At 65.6% G+C, this 18223-nt stretch carries 15 protein-coding genes and 2 tRNA genes; 13 read left to right on the plus strand and 4 right to left on the minus strand.

From position 1 onward, the window contains the following. The first annotated feature begins 8 nt into the window (after positions 1-8). Genes EG850_RS10500 through EG850_RS10515 form a run of 4 tightly spaced genes read left to right on the plus strand, consistent with a single transcriptional unit; the run spans position 9 to position 4229 of the window. Positions 9-1586 (plus strand): circularly permuted type 2 ATP-grasp protein, encoded by a 1578-nt coding sequence (locus EG850_RS10500; protein ID WP_124973247.1) that lies wholly within the window; start codon positions 9-11, stop codon positions 1584-1586. Continuing rightward, on the plus strand, positions 1580-2587 hold the full coding sequence (locus EG850_RS10505; protein ID WP_124973249.1) for an alpha-E domain-containing protein: 1008 nt from the start codon (positions 1580-1582) through the stop codon (positions 2585-2587). The genes EG850_RS10500 and EG850_RS10505 overlap by 7 nt, the downstream gene beginning before the upstream one ends. After that, on the plus strand, positions 2584-3306 hold the full coding sequence (locus EG850_RS10510) for a transglutaminase N-terminal domain-containing protein (RefSeq protein ID WP_124973251.1): 723 nt from the start codon (positions 2584-2586) through the stop codon (positions 3304-3306). The genes EG850_RS10505 and EG850_RS10510 overlap by 4 nt, the downstream gene beginning before the upstream one ends. Continuing rightward, positions 3306-4229, plus strand: coding sequence for an alpha/beta fold hydrolase (locus tag EG850_RS10515; protein WP_124973253.1), 924 nt, complete (start codon positions 3306-3308; stop codon positions 4227-4229). The genes EG850_RS10510 and EG850_RS10515 overlap by 1 nt, the downstream gene beginning before the upstream one ends. Positions 4230-4361: 132 nt before the next feature. Here EG850_RS10515 and EG850_RS10520 read toward each other — a convergent pair whose 3' ends face one another. Then, positions 4362-5411 carry a lipoate--protein ligase family protein gene (locus EG850_RS10520; RefSeq protein ID WP_124973255.1) on the minus strand — a complete coding sequence of 350 codons (1050 nt, stop codon included), beginning with the start codon at positions 5409-5411 and terminating at the stop codon, positions 4362-4364. 3 nt (positions 5412-5414) lie between these two features. Next, complete coding sequence (locus tag EG850_RS10525) at positions 5415-5753, minus strand: GNAT family N-acetyltransferase (protein ID WP_185715034.1); 339 nt, start codon at positions 5751-5753, stop codon at positions 5415-5417. A gap of 165 nt (positions 5754-5918) precedes the next feature. Here EG850_RS10525 and EG850_RS10530 point away from each other — a divergent pair, with 165 nt between their 5' ends. Next, positions 5919-8048, plus strand: coding sequence for a zinc ribbon domain-containing protein (locus EG850_RS10530; protein WP_124973259.1), 2130 nt, complete (start codon positions 5919-5921; stop codon positions 8046-8048). An 83-nt stretch (positions 8049-8131) separates the two neighbouring features. Here EG850_RS10530 and pgm read toward each other — a convergent pair whose 3' ends face one another. Then, positions 8132-9757 (minus strand): phosphoglucomutase (alpha-D-glucose-1,6-bisphosphate-dependent), encoded by a 1626-nt coding sequence (gene pgm, locus EG850_RS10535; RefSeq protein WP_124973261.1) that lies wholly within the window; start codon positions 9755-9757, stop codon positions 8132-8134. Positions 9758-9807: 50 nt separating this feature from the next. Between pgm and pheA the strand changes: the two genes are divergently transcribed. Then, positions 9808-10725: a prephenate dehydratase gene (gene pheA / locus EG850_RS10540; RefSeq protein WP_124973263.1), complete on the plus strand. Its 918-nt coding sequence runs from the start codon at positions 9808-9810 to the stop codon at positions 10723-10725. Here the strand turns inward: pheA and EG850_RS10545 are convergent. Further along, positions 10722-11684 carry a diacylglycerol/lipid kinase family protein gene (locus EG850_RS10545; RefSeq protein ID WP_124973265.1) on the minus strand — a complete coding sequence of 321 codons (963 nt, stop codon included), beginning with the start codon at positions 11682-11684 and terminating at the stop codon, positions 10722-10724. The two genes, pheA and EG850_RS10545, sit on opposite strands and share 4 nt — an antisense overlap. Positions 11685-11718: 34 nt before the next feature. Between EG850_RS10545 and serS the strand changes: the two genes are divergently transcribed. The 7 genes from serS (at position 11719) to EG850_RS10580 (ending at position 18221) form a co-directional block, all read left to right on the plus strand. After that, a complete protein-coding gene (gene serS / locus EG850_RS10550) occupies positions 11719-12984 on the plus strand; it encodes a serine--tRNA ligase (protein WP_124973267.1) in 1266 nt (421 codons plus the stop codon). Then, positions 12981-13826 (plus strand): HAD family hydrolase, encoded by an 846-nt coding sequence (locus tag EG850_RS10555; RefSeq protein ID WP_124973269.1) that lies wholly within the window; start codon positions 12981-12983, stop codon positions 13824-13826. The genes serS and EG850_RS10555 overlap by 4 nt, the downstream gene beginning before the upstream one ends. A 91-nt stretch (positions 13827-13917) precedes the next feature. Next, a tRNA-Ser gene (locus EG850_RS10560) sits at positions 13918-14002 on the plus strand. A gap of 106 nt (positions 14003-14108) precedes the next feature. Further along, positions 14109-15377, plus strand: coding sequence for an LCP family protein (locus EG850_RS10565; protein WP_124973271.1), 1269 nt, complete (start codon positions 14109-14111; stop codon positions 15375-15377). A 34-nt stretch (positions 15378-15411) separates the two neighbouring features. After that, a tRNA-Ser gene (locus EG850_RS10570) sits at positions 15412-15500 on the plus strand. A 220-nt stretch (positions 15501-15720) separates the two neighbouring features. After that, positions 15721-15930 carry a heavy-metal-associated domain-containing protein gene (locus EG850_RS10575; RefSeq protein ID WP_124973272.1) on the plus strand — a complete coding sequence of 70 codons (210 nt, stop codon included), beginning with the start codon at positions 15721-15723 and terminating at the stop codon, positions 15928-15930. Next, positions 15930-18221 carry a heavy metal translocating P-type ATPase gene (locus EG850_RS10580; protein WP_124973274.1) on the plus strand — a complete coding sequence of 764 codons (2292 nt, stop codon included), beginning with the start codon at positions 15930-15932 and terminating at the stop codon, positions 18219-18221. Before EG850_RS10575 ends, EG850_RS10580 begins: the two co-directional genes overlap by 1 nt. The last annotated feature ends 2 nt before the right edge of the window (positions 18222-18223 follow it).

Consider the following 18223-nt stretch of genomic DNA (forward strand, 5'->3'; position numbering starts at 1 on the left):
TGGACGCCATGGGAGACCTGTTCAATGGGTATGGGGCCGCGAGGGCGCGGCTCGATGCGGCGGCGTTCAACCCGCCCTACGACGAAATGTTTGAGCCCTGCGATGAGCTGCGTTCGCGCGCTCCCTACCGAGATCTCCATGCGGTGCTCGCCGATATGACTCGAGAGCAGATTCAGCACCGCTCAGAACAGCTCGCTGAGTCGTATCTCGCGCAGGGCGTCACCTTCGACTTCGCTGGCGAAGAGCGTGCCTTCCCGCTCGATGTGGTGCCGCGCGTCATCGATGACGCCGAGTGGACGAACATCGAGGCCGGTGTGAAGCAGCGCGTGCGCGTGCTCGAAGCCTTCCTTGCCGATGTTTACGGCCCGCAGCGCGCAATCGCCGACGGCCTCATCCCAGCGCGCCTCATCGCCACCTCGGCGCACTTCCATCGCGTCGCCAAGGGCGTCCAGCCGCCGAACGGGGTGCGCATCCAGGTCGCCGGTGTCGACCTCATCCGCGATGAGCACGGCGATATGCGCGTGCTCGAAGACAATGTGCGCATCCCCTCGGGGGTGAGCTACGTCATCTCGAACCGGCGCGCAATGGCGCAGACGCTCCCCGAACTTTTCTCGCGCATCCGCGTGAAGCCGGTCGGCGACTACCCCTATCGCTTGCTCGCCGCGCTGCGCGCCGCGGCACCCGAAGGCGTCGACGAGCCGAATGTCGTCGTGCTCACTCCCGGCGTCTACAACTCGGCCTACTTTGAACACACGTTGCTTGCGCGCCTCATGGGCGTCGAACTCGTTGAATCGAATGACCTCTACGTGCAGGGCGGCCGCGTCTTCATGCGCACCACCGCCGGACGCGAGCGGGTCGACGTCATCTACCGTCGCGTTGATGACGACTTCCTCGACCCGATGCACTTCCGCCCCGATTCGCTCCTCGGTTGCCCGGGCATCATGGCCGCCGCGAAGCTCGGCAATGTCACCCTCGCGAACGCCGTGGGTAATGGTGTCGCCGACGACAAGCTCGTCTACACCTACGTACCGGCGCTCACCCGCTACTACCTCGGCGAAGACCCGATCATTCCGAATGTCGACACTTGGCGCTTGGAAGAACCCGAGGCACTCGAAGAGGTGCTCGATCGCCTGGATGAACTCGTCGTCAAGCCCGTAGATGGCTCGGGTGGCAAGGACATCCTCATCGGCCCCGCCGCCGAGCGCGAAGAAATCGACCAGATGCGCGAGCGCCTGCTCGCCGACCCGCGCGGTTGGATTGCCCAGCCGGTGCAGCAGCTCTCGACCATTCCCACTCACGTCGACGATGGCATGCGCCCGCGCCACACCGACCTGCGCCCCTTCGCGGTCAATGACGGCAATGACGTGTGGGTGCTGCCGGGTGGTCTCACCCGTGTGGCGCTCCCCGAAGGCAAGCTCGTGGTGAACTCCTCGCAGGGCGGCGGCTCGAAGGATACCTGGGTCATCACCCGTGAGCCCGTCATCGAAGCCGATGCGCCGCAGGGCGTCGAAGAACTCATCGACAATCAGACCGATCGTGCCGATCTGGTCGAGGCCGACGAAGACCAGGGGGATGAGTCATGCTGAGCCGCATCGCCGAGTCACTGTTCTGGATCGGCCGCTATGTCGAGCGCGCCGATATGACCGCGCGCATCCTCGATGTGCACCTGCAACTGCTGCTCGAAGACCCCTGGGTCGATGAATCGACCGCCTGCCGCTCACTCCTCAGCGTCATGGGCGCCGCTGATGTGCAGCCCGACCGGCCGATTACCCGCGCCGATGTGCTTCGCTACATGACCGTTGACCGCACGCAGCCCGGTTCCATCGCCTTCTCGGTCAACGCGGCCCGTGAGAACGCCCGTCGTGCCCGCGAGATCGTCTCGAGCGAGCTCTGGGAATGCATGAACGCGACCTACACGCGCATGCCGTTCTCGGTGCGCCAGGAGCGCGCGCACGAACTGTTTGCCTGGGTGCGCGAGCGCTCGGCACTCGCCGGTGGCATCGTCGACTCGGTGCTCGCTCGCGATGAGGCCTACAGTTTCTTCCTCCTCGGCCGGATGCTCGAGCGTGCGGATATGACGGCGCGCCTGCTCGCCACCCGCGACCTCACGGATGCGGCTGGCGCATCGTGGACGACCATCCTGCGTTCCTGCGGTGCCTACGAGGCGTACCTCCGCGCCTATCACGGCATGCCCTCGGCGACGAACTCAGCCGAGTTCTTGCTCGTCGACCGCGAGCTACCGCGATCGATTGGTTACGCCATCGCGACGGCGATTGATTGCCTCGACGAGCTGCATCCGAGTGATGGTCGTCGCGACCGGCACTCGCCCGCCGGACGCGCCCAGCGTCGACTCGAGCTCTTGCTTGGCGAACTCGACTATCGCCCGATTCCCGACACGCTCGACAATCTCAGCGAGCACATGGAAGAAGTGCAGACGGCCATTCTGCGTGCGAGCGAAGAGATCCACACCCAGTTCTTCCCCGAATCGGGGGCGCCGGGCTGGGCGAATACGCAGCTGCAATCGCAGAGCCAGTCGCAGAGCCAGGGCCAGTCGCAGAGCAAGACGCAATCGGGAGGTGTCGCATGACCCGCATCCGTGTTCGCCACGTCGCCACCGCGCGCTACGACGGCGAAGCGACGATCGCCCACTTCGAGGCACGCATGCTGCCCACCTCGGGCCAGGGCCAATTCGTCCTGCAATCGGGAGTCGAGGTGACGCCAGCGACGAGTGTGCAGACCTACATCGACTACTGGGGTACGAAAGTCTCGGCCTTCGACCTGCACCGCAGCCACAGCGAAGTGCGTGTCGTTGCCGAATCGGTCGTCGATGTGGCGCCGCGCCAGCGCCAGGCCGGGAGCGGCCTCGACTGGGATGCGGTCACGCTTGCGATTCCGACGCGCGTGGGCCTGCTCGAACAGGTCGCGCCCTCGGCGCTCGCAGTTGCGAGCGAGGGCCTGGTGGCGGCCGGGCAGGCCGCGAAAGATCGAGGTGCATCGATTATTGAGGTGGCCGCCGAGCTTGCCGACCGCGGCGAGACGCACGCCGTGACCGGAGCCCTGCGGGCGCTTGGTGTCCCAACCCGCGTTGTGACCGGCTACAGCTACGCCGGTGACGGCGAGGATGCGGTGCCGACGAGCTGGTACGAAATTTGGGATGGCTCGTGGCGCGCGCCTGAGCACGAGCAATTGCGCGTGCGGGTGGGTCGCGGCCGGGATGCATCCGACCTTGTCTGGCTGCACGGCCTCGTCGCCGGAGTTGGTGAGATTGAGCGTCGCGACACCGTGACGCTCGTGGAGGAAAACTAATGGCGGTTGCGGATCGCTTTTACACCCCCAAGATGGACACCTCGAACGACGGCTTCGAGGTTGACTGGACCGAGCATGTGCTGCCGGTCGAGGGCATCGGGGTGCACATCTACGAGTGGCTCCCGGCGGGGCGAACGAAGCCGCACGGTCTCGTGCACATTTCGCACGGCGCCGGCGAGCATGCGCGGCGCTACCAGCACCTCGTGCACGACCTCATCGGCGCGGGCTATGCGGTGATTGCTCACGATCACCTCGGCCACGGTCGCACCGGTGTGGCCGCGTTTGGCCTCAGTGACCTCGGGCCCGGCGGCATTCCCGCGGCCCGGCGCGCGACCCGCGAGGTGATCGATTGGGGCAAGGCGCGGTATCCCGGTTTGCCGTTTATCGAAGTCGGGCACTCCTGGGGATCACTTCTCGCGCAACAGCTCTTCGCGGCTGAGCCGCTCATCTTCGATGCGGTGGTGCTTTCGGGCACCGCGCTGGCACTGCCGGGCTTTATCAACCCCGGCAACTACAACGCCGAGTGGGCTGACGACGGACACGGGATGAGCTGGCTCACGCGCGATGTCAACGAAGTGCAGAAGATGATCGATGACAAGTACGGCTTCGATATCGCGCAATCGTCAGTGTGGTCAATCTGGGGTGCACTGCAGCTGCTTTCGCTGCCGCCCCTGCCGCGTCGTGGCCGGGCCGCTCGGGTGCCGATGCTCATCTTGACCGGTGATCATGACCCACTCGGGTTCAATGGCCGCAGCCCTCGCGCGCTTGCTTGGGCGTATGAGCATGTGACGCGCCTCAAGGATGTGGGCTTCCGCCTCTACCCCGAGGCACGTCACGAGGTGTACAACGAGCTTGAGCGCGACGACACGGTGCGGGAGCTGCTCGACTGGCTCGCCTTCCGCTTCGAGTCGCCGAGCGCGTAGGTGCTGGGTCTCGATACGTCGCTTCGCTCCTACTCGACCAACCAGGTTGTTTGGTTGGTCGCTTCGCTCCTACTCGACCAACCAGTTTTTTGGTTGGTCGAGTAGCGAAGCGTATCGAGACCCCCGCGCGCCCTACGGCACCCGGTTGGTCCACTCCTCCGACGCGAACTTCGACTCGGCGAGCTCCTGCGCCCGCGCGAGTTCCGCATCCGTCAACTCGCCAACGCGGCCGCCATGCTGGCGCACAAACGAGGTCTTGAGCGCCTCGATGATCTCGGCCCGCGGCATCCCCGTCTGCGACTTCAGCGGCGATACCCGCTTCTTTGCCGAGGTCGTGCCCTTATCGCTCAGCTTCTCGCGGCCAATGCGCAGCACCTCGACCATCTTGTCGGCGTCGATGTCATACGAGAGCGTCGCGTGATGCAATACGCCACCGCCCGAGAGTCGCTTCTGCGCCGCTCCACCGATTTTGCCCTGCGGTGACGCGATGTCATTGAGCGGCTGGTACACCGCCGCGACTCCGAGGTCGTGCAGGGCATCAAGCACCCAGGCGTCGAGAAACGCGTATGACTCGGCAAAGGTCATGCCGGCCACGAGTTCGGCCGGCACATAGATCGAGTAGGTGACCACATTGCCGGCTTCCATGAACATTGCGCCGCCGCCTGAAATGCGACGAATGATCTGGATGCCGTGTCGCTGCGCCGCCGCAAAGTCGACCTCGTTGCGCACCGATTGGAACGAGCCGAGCACGACTGCCGACTCCTCCCACTCCCAAAAGCGCACCGTCGGTGCGCGGCGTCCCGCCGCGACCTCCTCGGTGAGCACCTGGTCAAGGGCCACGTGCACGCGGGCGGGTAGGGGGCCAGGATGCACGACCTCCCAGTCGTACTCGCGCCACGACCGCGCGCCGGTTACGGCCCGGCGCACCACGATGCCAACCGCCTCGGGCGTGATGCCAAAGAGCACCGCATCCTCGGGAAGTGCCGCAGTCACCGCCGCGGCAAGTTCGTCGCCGGTGGCGGTCACGGGCTGCCCTTCGAGGGCCGAGTTCATGAGGTCAAGCACCTCGTCGGGCTCGAGAAAGAAGTCGCCGGCGAGGCGCACCGAGTGCATCCGGCCGTCGACCTCGTCGAGATCGACGGTGACGAGCTTGCCGCCGGGAACCTTGTATTCGCCGTGCATCGCCTAGCGGGCCAGCGTTTCGGCGAATTCGGGGTGCCGCTGCAGCCACAACTGCACATAGGAGCAGGTGGCGGTGATCGGCTTGTCACTCGAGTCGCGCAGATCAGTGAGCGCGAACTCAACGAGGCGGCCAGCGAGGCCCTGACCCTGATGCGCATCGTCAACGACAGTGTGCGTCACGTTGATTTGATCGGCCTCGTCAAGGAATGAAACGAGACCAGCCACATTGTCGCCGTGGTGGGCGAGATAGCGGTCGGCGCTCGCATCCTTGGAAAAGCTGTACTGCTTTGCCTCGGATGCGGGTTGCGAGGGAGTGCTGGGGTTGGAGGCAGTGTCGCTCATGTGGTTATTGTCGGCGGTCTGCCTGAGCGTCACCAGCGCACCGCGATGCGGCATTCCTGCCGCAGGGCCGCATTGTTGAGCCGTTTGCATTGATTGGCCGGGTACATTTACCGGAAAGCATTGTGGCTTGAGGGGGTATTTCCTCGGGCCGGGGCGGAGAAAACGATGACTAAGTGTCCGGTGTGCGGCGCAACTGTTGGCGAGGGCGAGCGGTTCTGTCGCGAATGCGGTACTCGACTACTCGAAGGTGGTCCGGCAGCTGCCAGTGCGGGTGCCGATGATCGTCATGCCGTAATGCACCGTCCCGGTGGCGGCAATCCCGACCCGTTTGCTGTTGGTGGTAGCGATGATGCCGCTGCCGACGACGATTTCTTCTCGCAGTTCACGCCCAAGGCGGCGATTCCCGAGGATGCGCCGCTGCCGTCGCGGCGTTCGCGTCGCCGCTTTAACCCGCGCATCAACGACACCGGCGAGGTGCCGGCGTCGCTACCGCCGACGCCGCCCGCACCGCATCCACAAGCGTTCCAGCCTCCCGCGCAGCAGTCGTTCCAGTCGCCCGTCGAGTCGCCAGTCGAGGCGCCGACGCAGTCGAGTGGGTTCGAGGATGCGGATGTGCCGCCGACGGCCGCAATGTCGGCTGAGGAGATAGCCGAGGCGACGCGGTCGTCAGCGCCGCAGCAACCGCCGGCCGGAATGCCGCCGTTGCCGCTGCCGGTGCCGCCGGTCGCGCCTCCTGCGCCTGCCGCTTCGCCGGCATTCTCGGCGCAAGCTGAGGAACCAGCCGCGCCCGAGACCGATGGCGTGAGCATGCCCGGGTGGTTCACCGACCTCGTCGATGACGGACCAGTGAGCGAACCGATCGAGATTGTGGAGCCGACCGCCGAGGAGCCCGCCCCGCAGCCGCCGCAGTTCCAGCAGCCGCAGTTCCAAGAGCCGGAGTTCGAAGCACCTGCCGCGCCTGCGCAGCCGCCGGCTCCCGCCGCATCCGGTGCCGACAGCGGTGACTCGGCAACGTTCACGCAGCTCATCCGCGGCCTCGCTGACGACCCAGCCGACCGGCCGATCGAATCGCCGGCCTTTGACCAGACCGGTCTTGTGCCGTTGCCTTCGGCGCAGCAGCCCCCGGCGGCGCCCGCACAGCAGGCACCGCTCCCGCCAGCCCAGCAGGCCGACACAAGCGCCGAAATCGAGGCGGCGCGCGCCCGCGCCGCCGCGTTCTGGGGCACCGCGCCTGCGGCGCAGGCGGCTCACGAGGCTGAGGCCGCTGAGGCAGCGGAGGCACAGCAGCCTGAGTTCCAGCGTCCGGCCGAGCCTGAGCCCGCACGCGAGCCCGACCTCGAGCCGGTCTCGTTCAACGAATCCGAGCGCGAAGAGCCAGCGGTTGACACTGTGCAATCGACGCTCGCCGGTTGGTTCGGTGACGATGCCGATCCCGACACCGCGCCCGCGCAACGGGTGCGTCCGGCGGCCGCCCAGCCGCCGCAACCGTCGCAGCAAGAACTGCCGCCGCTACCGACACCGGCAGCATTTGCGCAATCGAACCAGCCCGCAGCATCCGCCCCATCGGGCCGTGCACCCTTTGCCGCGCCCGCCACAGGTGCCGGTGGCGGCGCTGGCGCGCCGACCCCGCCCGTCCGCGGCGGCGGAAGCGGTGGTCGTGGCGGTGATGACGGCGATAGCGTCAAGCAGCGTCGTCGCGGGGTGACCACCATCCTCGTGGCTGCCGCGGCGGCAGTGCTCCTCATCGGTGGCACCTTCGGCGCGATCGCGCTCTTCGGCGGCGGTGGCAACAATGACGAGCCGGCCGCCGATGGCACGACGGCTGCGGCCGAGTCGCCAAGCGAGGGTACCGAAGGCGGAGAGGGTGGCACGACCGAAGGTCCGGCAACCCAGGAGCCCGATCCGACTCCCACTCCGGAGCCGTTCGAGCCGGTCACCTTCCAGAGCCAGTCGGGCAATATTCGTTGCCAGATCACGAGCGAAGACGGTGCCGTTTGCCAGATTCTTGAGCGCAACTTCACCACCCCGGATGCGGCCTGCTCGGGCGCGATTGTCGGCGTGAACAACGAGGGCATTACCTGGCCCTGCGTTGGCGGCACACTCGGTACCGGCGCCGTGCTCGAATACGACGTGCCGGTGTCGGCCGGTGAGTACACCTGCAGCATCAGCTATGCGACGGGTGTCACCTGCCAGAACGGCAAGGGTGACAGCTTCTCGATGGAGTTTGACCTCGGCATCAGCACCGAGGGTGCGACCGCCGCCAACCCGCAGATCGATGTGACGCCGGTCGGGTAGCGGGCGCTTCGAGCGTCTCAATGCCTGAAGCAGTGCGGGCCCCAGCAGATTCTGCTGGGGCCCGCACTGCTTGCCTGCCGGGCCTATTCGGCGAGCGCAGCATCAACGATGGCTTTCGCCTCAGCCTGCACTTCGCGCAGGTGTTCCGGCCCGCGGAACGATTCGGCGTAGATCTTGTAGACGTCTTCGGTGCCAGAGGGCCGCGCCGCGAACCAGGCGTTCTCGGTCTCGACCTTGACGCCACCGATAGCTGCGCCATTGCCCGGGGCTTCCGACAGCTTCGCGGTGATCGGCTCGCCGGCAAGTTCCGTTGCGGCAATCGAGTCGCCCGAGAGCTTCTTGAGTACGGCCTTCTGCGCGGGCGTGGCAGCTGCATCCACTCGCTCGTAAGCGGGGGCACCGAACTGTTCGGTGAGCTCCTCATAGCGCTTCGACGGCGACTTGCCCGTCACGGCAATGATCTCGGCCGCAAGCAGGGCAAGCAGAATGCCGTCCTTATCGGTCGTCCAGGTCGTGCCGTCGAACTTGAGGAAGGAGGCGCCAGCCGACTCCTCACCACCGAAGAGGATCGAGCCGTCGGTGAGACCCGGCACAAACCACTTGAAGCCCACGGGCACCTCGACGAGCTTGCGATCAAGCGCGGCGACGACGCGGTCGATCATCGAGCTCGACACGAGCGTCTTGCCGATGCCCGCCTCCTTCGACCACTGCGGGCGGTGCGCCGCGAGGTAGTCGATCGCAACGGCGAGGTAGTGGTTCGGGTTCATCAGCCCCGCGGTCGGGGTGACGATGCCGTGCCGGTCGGCGTCGGCGTCGTTGCCGGTGAGCACGTCGTAGTCGTCCTTGTGCGCGAGCACCGAGGCCATCGCCGAGGGGGAGGAGGGGTCCATGCGCACCTTGCCGTCCCAGTCGAGCGTCATGAACGGCCAGCGCGGGTCAACGACCGGATTCACCACGGTGAGATCGATGCCGTAGGTGTCGGCAATGAGCTGCCAGTACTCGACACTCGAGCCACCGAGCGGATCGGCGCCCATGCGTACGCCGGCGCGCTGAATTGCCTCGAAGTCGATGATCTCGGCAAGGTCGCGCACGTAGTTCTCGCGGAAGTCGTAGCGGCCGATGCGGTCGCCGGGTGACTCCCGCTTGACGCCCTCGAGCCCCGCGGCAATGAGGTCATTCGCGCGCTGCTCGACCCACGAAGTGGCATCGGTATCGGCGGGACCACCGTGCGGCGGGTTGTACTTGAAGCCACCGTCCTGCGGCGGGTTGTGGCTCGGGGTGATGATGATGCCATCGGCCTGATCTGTGGTTGCCGGGTCAGCGTTGTACGCCACGATGGCGCGCGAGAGCGCCGGCGTCGGCACCCACGAGTCACGCGAGTCGGCGAGCACGGTAACGCCATTCGCCGCGAGCACCTCGAGCGCCGTACGCTCGGCGGGCTCTGAAAGTGCGTGGGTATCGCGACCGATGAAGAGTGGACCGGTAATGCCCTGATCGGCGCGGTACTCGCAGATCGCCTGCGTCACCGCGAGGATGTGCGTCTCGTTAAACGAGGTCTTCAGGCTCGAGCCGCGGTGGCCCGAGGTGCCGAACGCCACGCGCTGGGTGGGTTCGTCAACATTCGGAACGTCTCGGTAGTACGCCGCGATCAGCTCGTCGACGTCGATGAGGTCTTCGGGAAGGGCAACAGTGCCAGCTCGCTCGTGCATGCCCTCATCCTGGCACTCATGCATGAACGTCAGCCGCCTAAGCTGGCACCATGCAGACGATCTCGTTTCTCGGTCCGGCCGGTACGTTCACGGAAGCGGCGCTGAAGCTCGCTCCCGAAGCGATCGGCAAGACCTGGAAGCCCGTCGGCAATGTGCTCGACGCCCTCATGGACGTGCAGACCGGCAGCTCCTATGCCGCGATGATCGCGGTTGAAAACTCCATCGAAGGCGGGGTCACCGCATCCCAGGACGCACTCGCCACGATGCCGGGACTGCGCATCATCGGCGAATACGTCGTGCCCATTCGCTTCTCGCTCGCGGTCAAACCAGGCACCGAGCTCGCCGATGTGCACACGCTCGCGGCGCATCCGGTTGCCTACGGCCAGTGTCGTCGCTGGTTGCAGCGCATGCTGCCGAACCACGCGCATTTGCCCGCCTCCTCGAATGTCGCAAGCGCCCAGTTGCTCTTTGACGAGCCGTCGCTCGCGGATGCGGCCATCACGCCGGTGACGATCCGCGAGCAGGTGCCGGTCGAGGTGCTCTTTGAGGACATTCAAGACAACCCCACCGCGCGCACGCGATTCGCGCTCGTCACCACCCGCACCGATCTGCCGCCACGCACCGGCCGCGATAAGACGACGCTCATCGTGGAGCTGCCCGAAGAGCGCCCGGGCGGGCTCATGGCCATGCTCGAACAATTCGCGACCCGCGGCATCAACCTCTCGATGATTACCTCGCGGCCGATCCCCGAGCATCCCGGTCGCTACCGCTTCGTCATGGACATCGACGGGCACCTGCACGATGCGCGCGTTGCCGATGCGGTGCTGGGCCTGCGCAGGTACAGCCCCGATGTCACGTTCCTCGGCTCATACCCGCGCGCGATTGCCTCGCCCGTTGACGTCGATCGCGCGTACTCCGACGAGATCTACGCCGAAGCGCAGCACTGGTTCGACCAGCTCGAACGTTAGCGCGGCACCCGCACCGTCACCGCGCCCGCGTGCACGGTGATGTGCGCCGCGATGATCTCGCCTACCGCATCGCCATCGACCTCGAACGGCTCGGGGTGCGAATCAATGCGCAACACCACATCGGTACTGCGCAGATAGTTGAGTGCACGTACGAGGCCGCGCAGGCGACTGCGGATGTGGGTGGGCGCGACTCGGGTGAGCGCGCCGGTGACGATGCCGGCGAACACTTCGAGCCAGCCGAGCGGGCCGCTCGGACGCAGCACCAGGGTGTCAAGGATGCCGTCGTCGATCTCGGCGTCGGGGAGCAGGCGCATCCCGCCCTGGAGCATGCCGCAATTACCGACCATGAAGCCGGCCGCGCGCACGCCGTAGGTGCGCCCGCCATCGACACGAAAGCGGGCACGGAAGGTGGGGCCACCCGCGAGCGCCCGGAACATGCCGCCCAAGTAGGCGGGCCAGCCGATGCGGGCTTTGAGCTTGTCGTCAGTGTGCTCGATCATGCCGGCGTCAACGCCGACCCCGGCGAGCACCGCAAAGGGGAAGCGTTCTTTTGTGCCATCGGGACCTTCGACGACCGCTCGGCCGAGGTCGACGCGACGGTCCTTGCCAGCAAAGGCGATGTGGAGGCGTTCGGTGAGCGAGAGCGTCGGATCAATGCCGAGGTTGCGGGCGAGGAGGTTGCCGGTGCCCGCCGGCACGATGCCGAGCGGTACCTCCTTGCCGTGGAGTTCGCCGGCCACCAGGCGCACGGTGCCGTCGCCACCGGCGGCGACCACGAGATCAACGTCGGATGCGAGCGCCTCGCGCGCCCGCACATCCGCGTCTTCGTCGACGGTGGTTTCGAGCAGGAGTGATGGTTCCCAGCCGAGGTCTTGTTCGACGGTGCGCAGGGCAGCGCGCAAGATGGGCACATCGACCTTGACCGGATTGGCAATCACCGCGGCGCGGGGAGCGTTCATGTGGCCAGCCTAGGCGGCTACTACGATGGCGGCTGTGATCGACGTTCAGCTTCTCCGTGACCAACCCGACCTCGTGCGCCGTTCCCAGGATGCTCGCGGCAACGACCCAGCGACTGTCGACGTCGCGATCGAGGCCGATTTGCGGCGTCGCGAGGCGATTCGCGAGTTCGAGACGCTGCGCGCCGAACAGAATGCGCGCTCGAAGGCGATTGGCAAGGCCTCGAAGGAAGAGCGCCCGGCACTCCTCGCTGAGGTGCAGGGCCTGGCTGACCAGGTGAAGGTCGCGCAGGCTGCAGCGAACGAAGCCGAAGCCGCATTCGATGCAGCGGCCATGCGCATCGAGAACCTCGTCGTCGAGGGCGTACCCGCCGGCGGCGAAGAGAACTTCACCGTGATCAAGACGGTGGGGGAGCGCCCGGCGTTCGACTTCGCACCCCGAGACCACCTCGAGATCGGTGAGCTGCTTGGGGCCATCGATATGGCTCGCGGCGCCAAGGTGTCGGGTGCTCGCTTCGACTTCTTGCGCGGCGTTGGTGCGCGACTCGAGCTCGCGGTCATGCAGCTTGGCCTGCAGAAGGCGCTCGACAACGGATTCATCATGCTCACCCCGCCCACCCTCGTGAAGCCCGAGATCATGCGCGGCACCGGCTTCCTTGGCGAGCATGCCGACGAGGTATACCTGCTCGAGAAGCAAGACCTGTACCTCACCGGCACCTCAGAGGTTGCGCTCGCGGGCTACCACTCCGACGAGATCATCGATGTCGCCGAGCCCATGCGCTACGTCGGCTGGTCGACTTGCTACCGCTCGGAGGCGGGCTCGGCGGGCAAGGACACCCGCGGCATCATCCGCGTGCACCAGTTCAACAAGGTCGAGATGTTCGTCTACATCGACCCGAAGGATGCTGAGGCTGAGCACGAGCGTCTGCTCGGTTGGCAGGAAGAGATGATGCAGGCCCTCGGCCTGCACTATCGCGTTATCGATACGGCCGCGGGCGATCTCGGTTCATCGGCTGCTCGCAAGTACGACGTCGAAGCGTGGGTTCCCACCCAGGATGCGTTCCGCGAGCTCACCTCAACGTCGAATTGCACGACCTATCAGGCCCGGCGCCTCAACATTCGCGCTCGCGGCGAAGACGGCCGCACCGCGCCGGTGGCCACTCTCAATGGCACCATCGCGACGACGCGCTGGCTCGTGGCCATTCTCGAGACCCACCAGCAGGCCGACGGCTCCGTCGTCGTGCCCGAGGCACTTCGCCCTTACCTTGGCGGCCTAGCAGTATTGGAGCCTGTGCAGTCATGACCGACAACCGGATGCTCATCGCCCTCGATATTGACGGCACCATCCTCGACTCCAACGGTGACATCCCTGACCTCACGGTGCGGCAGATCGAACGACTGCAGCGAGCGGGTCACGAGGTCATGCTCGCGACTGGGCGCAGTGCATCCGACACCCTGCCGATTCGCGAGCGACTCGGCATCGAGCCCCGCTTTATTGTCTCGGCGAACGGCGCAATGACGCTCGAACGCGATGGTTCGGCGAAAGACGGCTACACGCCGCTGTGGGTCGAGACCTTCAACCCGACCGAGACGCTACTGCGACTCAAGGGAGCGCTTGAGGGCGCACGGTATGCGGTTGAGAGCCCCGAGGGCGTGTTCCGCTACTCGGGCCGCTTTCCCGACGGCACGTTTGAAGCGCAGGGCGTCGAGGTCGAGTTCGAAGAACTGCTCCACGAAGAGGTGACTCGTCTCGTGGTGGTCGCCCCTGATCAGACGCTGGAAGACTTCATGGCGCGCGTTGAGGGCTCTGGCCTGCACTCGGTGAGCTACTCGGTGGGTTGGACCTCGTGGCTCGACATTGCGCCCGATGGCGTGAACAAGGGCACAGCGCTTGAGCGCGTGCGCCAAGAACTCGACATTGCGCCGGAGCGCGTTGTTGTGGCTGGCGATGGCCGCAATGACATCGAGATGCTCGAGTGGGCGAAGGCCGGTGGCGGCCGCGCTGTGTCAATGGGCAACGCGCCGCAAGAGGTCATCGACGCTGGCAACGAGCTCGCGCTCGATTTCTTCCACGACGGGCTCGGGAAGGCTCTCGCCACAATCCCAGGTGGAACGCCGAAGATTGGTCCTCACTCCGATCACTAGTGTTGCGCCACGTCATCTCGTACGTTGATTCGCTCGACGTCGAGTACGATGGTGCGAACCGGTCGAGTCGTTATCGAATCGTTGCCGGACTGGAGGGCTGTCCGAGCGGCCGATGGAGCTGGTCTTGAAAACCAGTGGGCAGCAATGTCCCGTGGGTTCGAATCCCACGCCCTCCGCTGAACCACACTGCTGTCCACTTACCCGTTTGGGGCCGATTTGACCACACAGCCACATCAGAACCTTCGCCCGCGGGGTCGTCGCGCTGCGGGTCGGGTCGGAACAGTGGCGCGCCACGGTCGACTTAAGAAGACCACCGGTGCTGGGTCGGTCGCGAAGGGCATCGCCTTCGTGCTCGGCGTCATGATGGCGTCGATGACGATCTTCGGCGGCATCGTGTGGTGGAACCTGCAATCGGGTGTCGAAACCTTCGACCTCGCCGAGAACTCGCCAAAGCCGGAAGGCGGCGATCAGGGGCCCGCGGCATTTGTTGGCGGTGTAAACATCCTCCTCGTCGGAAGCGATGACCGTACCGGTCAGGGTGAGGAATTCGGCGAGGGCACTGCCGAAGCCGAAGGCGTGCTGAATGACGTCAATATGCTCTTGCATCTCTCGGCCGACCACTCGCATGCGACCGTCGTGTCGATCCCGCGTGACACGCTCGTCGATACGCCCCAGTGTGTTTCTGACACCGGCGAGACGATCTACGAGCAGTACGGCGTGCCGTTCAACTCCATCCTCGGCCCCGGTGGCATGAACTGCGTCGTGGCTGCGGCTGAAGAGCTCAGCGGTCTCGATATTCAGTACGCCGCGATGGTGCAGTTCCGCGGTGTTATCGAGATGTCGAATGCCGTTGGCGGCGTCGAGGTCTGCGTTGAAGAGCCGATCGACGACCCGTACATTGGCCTCACGCTCGACCCCGGCTTCCACACCCTGCAGGGCGAGGATGCGCTGAAGTTCCTGCGCACGCGTCACGGTGTCGGTGATGGTTCTGACCTCTCGCGCATCTCAAACCAGCAGGTCTTCCTCTCGGCGCTCATGCGCACCGTGAAGAGCGGTGACACGCTCACCAACCCGACGAAGCTCTACGGTCTCGCGCGTGCGGCGACGCAGAACATGAAGCTCTCGAGCAACCTCAACAACGTCGACACGCTCGTGAGTCTCGCGATGGCGCTCGCGACGGTGCCACTCGACAAGATCGCCTTCGTGCGCCTACCGGTCGGGTACACCGACTGGGATCCGAACAAGGTGGCGCCGGTGGAGCCGGATGCGGAGCAACTCTGGGAGATGCTGCGTCAGGACAAGCAGCCGAACGTGCAGGTTGACGAATCGGTGGTCGACCCGAATGCGACGCCTGAGCCGACCGATCCGACGGGCGAAGAGGGATCTGACGGGACCGGGGATGGAACCGATGGTTCGACGGCTGAAGAGCCAACTCAGACTGACGAGTATGGCGAGCCGATGATTCCGCCGACCGAAACATCGACGCCGCAGCCCACGCTCGATGGGCAAACCGCCGACAACCAAACCTGTTCGAACGCTGCCGCATTCTGATCTGCACCCGACGGTGTGTAAGATGGCCAGGTCTGGACGCGTGCTAGAGAGGCCGAATAGGCCACCCTGCTAAGGTGGAGCCCCTCGTTAGGGGGGCCGTGGGTTCGAATCCCACCGCGTCCGCTCTGATTTGTAGGACCGCCTGTAGTCTCGATACGCGCTGCGCGCTACTCGACCAACCAGGTTGTTGTGGTTGATCCAGCGGTGCCCTGAGGCTCTCGAAGGGTAGGCCGTAGGCCGTATCGAGATCCTCGCGCCACGCATCTGGAATACCCCACGGGGGTACTGCGTTTTCGTCGATAGGAGTACCCTGTAGGGGTATACCTGAGCGAAAGGAAACCCGATGACGCAGCACAACTACCAGGTGACCGGCATGACCTGCGGCCACTGCGAACTCTCGGTCCGCGAAGAGGTCAGCGAGATCCCCGGCATCCAAGACCTCCAGGTCAGCCACGAAACCGGCAAGCTCATCGTCACCGCCAACGGCACCATCGACGATGCCCAGGTGCTTGCCGCCGTTGAAGAGGCTGGCTACCAGGCGGTGCGTGTCTAATGTCCACCGCCTCGCATCCCGCGCTTGACGGCAATGCCATCGATGTCGAACTCGCCATCGGCGGTATGACCTGTGCCTCCTGCGCGAACCGCATCGAACGCAAGCTGAACAAGCTCGACGGAGTCGAGGCCAGCGTGAACTACGCCACCGAAAAGGCGAAGGTCACCGTCCCCGCGGGCTACGACCCGGCGCTCCTCGTCGCCGAGGTCGAAAAGACCGGCTACACGGCCGAACTGCCGAAGCCGAAGCGCACCGACGCCCCCGCATCCGCTGAAGACGAACCCGTGGATGCAGAACTCACGGCCCTGCGCCAGCGGCTCATCATCTCGACGATCCTCACCATCCCGGTGATTGCCATGGCGATGATTCCGCCACTGCAATTCACCTATTGGCAGTGGGCCTCACTCACGCTCGCTGCCCCCGTCATCGTCTGGGGCGCGTGGCCATTCCACAAGGCTGCCTGGACCAATCTGCGACACGGAGCGGCCACGATGGACACGCTCATTTCTATGGGCACCCTGGCGGCATTCCTCTGGTCGCTTTACGCACTCTTCCTCGGCACGGCCGGCGAACCCGGCATGATGCACCACTTCGAGTTCAACATCGCACCCTCTGACGGCGCCGCGAATATCTACCTCGAGGTGGGTGCGGGCGTGACCATGTTCATCCTGCTCGGCCGCTATTTCGAGAAGCGCTCAAAGCGGCAGGCCGGTGCCGCCCTGCGCGCCCTCATGGAACTTGGGGCAAAACACGTCTCGGTATTCCGCGATGGCGTTGAGGTGAAGATTCCGACCGACGAGCTTCAGGTCGGCGACGAGTTCATCGTGCGCCCCGGCGAGAAAATCGCCACCGATGGCATCGTGACTTCGGGCACTTCGGCCGTCGATGCCTCCATGCTCACCGGCGAATCGATGCCGGTCGAAGTTGGCGTGGGCGACCCGGTCACCGGCGCCACCGTGAACTCGGGCGGGCGCCTCGTCGTGCGCGCGACGCGCGTCGGGGCCGATACGCAACTCGCGCAGATGGCGAAGCTCGTCGAGGATGCGCAAACCGGCAAGGCCGAAGTGCAGCGCCTCGCTGACCGCATCTCGGGGGTCTTCGTGCCGATCGTGATCGTGATCGCGATCGTTACGCTCGCGGCCTGGCTCATCGCCGGCTTCCCGGCGGCAGCCGCCTTCACCGCTGCGGTCGCCGTGCTTGTCATTGCCTGTCCCTGTGCCCTCGGCCTTGCCACGCCGACGGCGCTCCTCGTTGGCACCGGTCGTGGCGCGCAGCTCGGCATCCTCATCAAGGGTCCGGAAGTGCTCGAATCGACTCGTAAGGTCGACACCGTTGTGCTCGACAAGACCGGCACGGTCACGAGCGGCAAGATGAGCCTGGTTGACGTCGTCACCGCATCCGGTACCGATCGCGAGGAGGTCCTGCGCCTTGCCGGTGCGCTCGAAGATGCCTCGGAGCATCCCATTGCCCAGGCGATCGCAAAGGGTGCGCGTGCCGAAATCGGCAAGCTGCCCGCCGTCGATAACTTCGCGAACATCGAAGGCAAGGGCGTGCAGGGCGTTGTCGACGGTCACAGCATCGTTGTTGGCCGCGAGACGCTCCTTGCCGATTGGTCGTTGCGGCTCGCACCCGAACTCGCGGCCGCGAAGCAGGACGCGGAAAACCAGGGCAAGACCGTCGTCGCCGTTGGCTGGGACGGCCAGGCGCGCGGCATCCTCGTCATCGCCGACACCGTCAAAGACTCGAGCGCCGAAGCGATCGCGGGGCTACGGAGGCTCGGTCTCACGCCCATCCTCCTCACCGGCGACAACGAGGCGGTCGCCCGCCAGATCGCTGCCGAGGTAGGCATCGACGAGGTCATCGCCAAGGTGCTACCGCAAGACAAAGTCGATGTCGTGAAGCGCCTGCAGGATGCTGGCCGCGTCGTCGCGATGGTCGGTGACGGCATCAACGACGCCCCGGCGCTCGCACAGGCCGATCTCGGGCTCGCCATGGGCACCGGCACCGACGTCGCCATCGAGGCCGCCGATATCACACTCGTGCGGGGCGACCTCCGCGCCGCCGTCGACGCCATTCGCCTCTCACGCAAGACCCTGTCGACGATCAAGTCGAACCTCTTTTGGGCATTCGCCTACAACGTCGCGGCCATCCCCGTCGCGGCGCTCGGCATGCTCAACCCAATGGTTGCCGGCGCGGCCATGGCGGTTTCCAGCGTCTTTGTCGTCGGCAATAGCCTGCGGCTACGCGCGTTCTCGAGCGAGGCTGGCCAAACTGCATCCCGAAGGAAGTGACT

It is taken from the genome of Gulosibacter macacae (assembly GCF_003865375.1).
In the GTDB taxonomy this organism is placed as follows: domain Bacteria; phylum Actinomycetota; class Actinomycetes; order Actinomycetales; family Microbacteriaceae; genus Gulosibacter; species Gulosibacter macacae.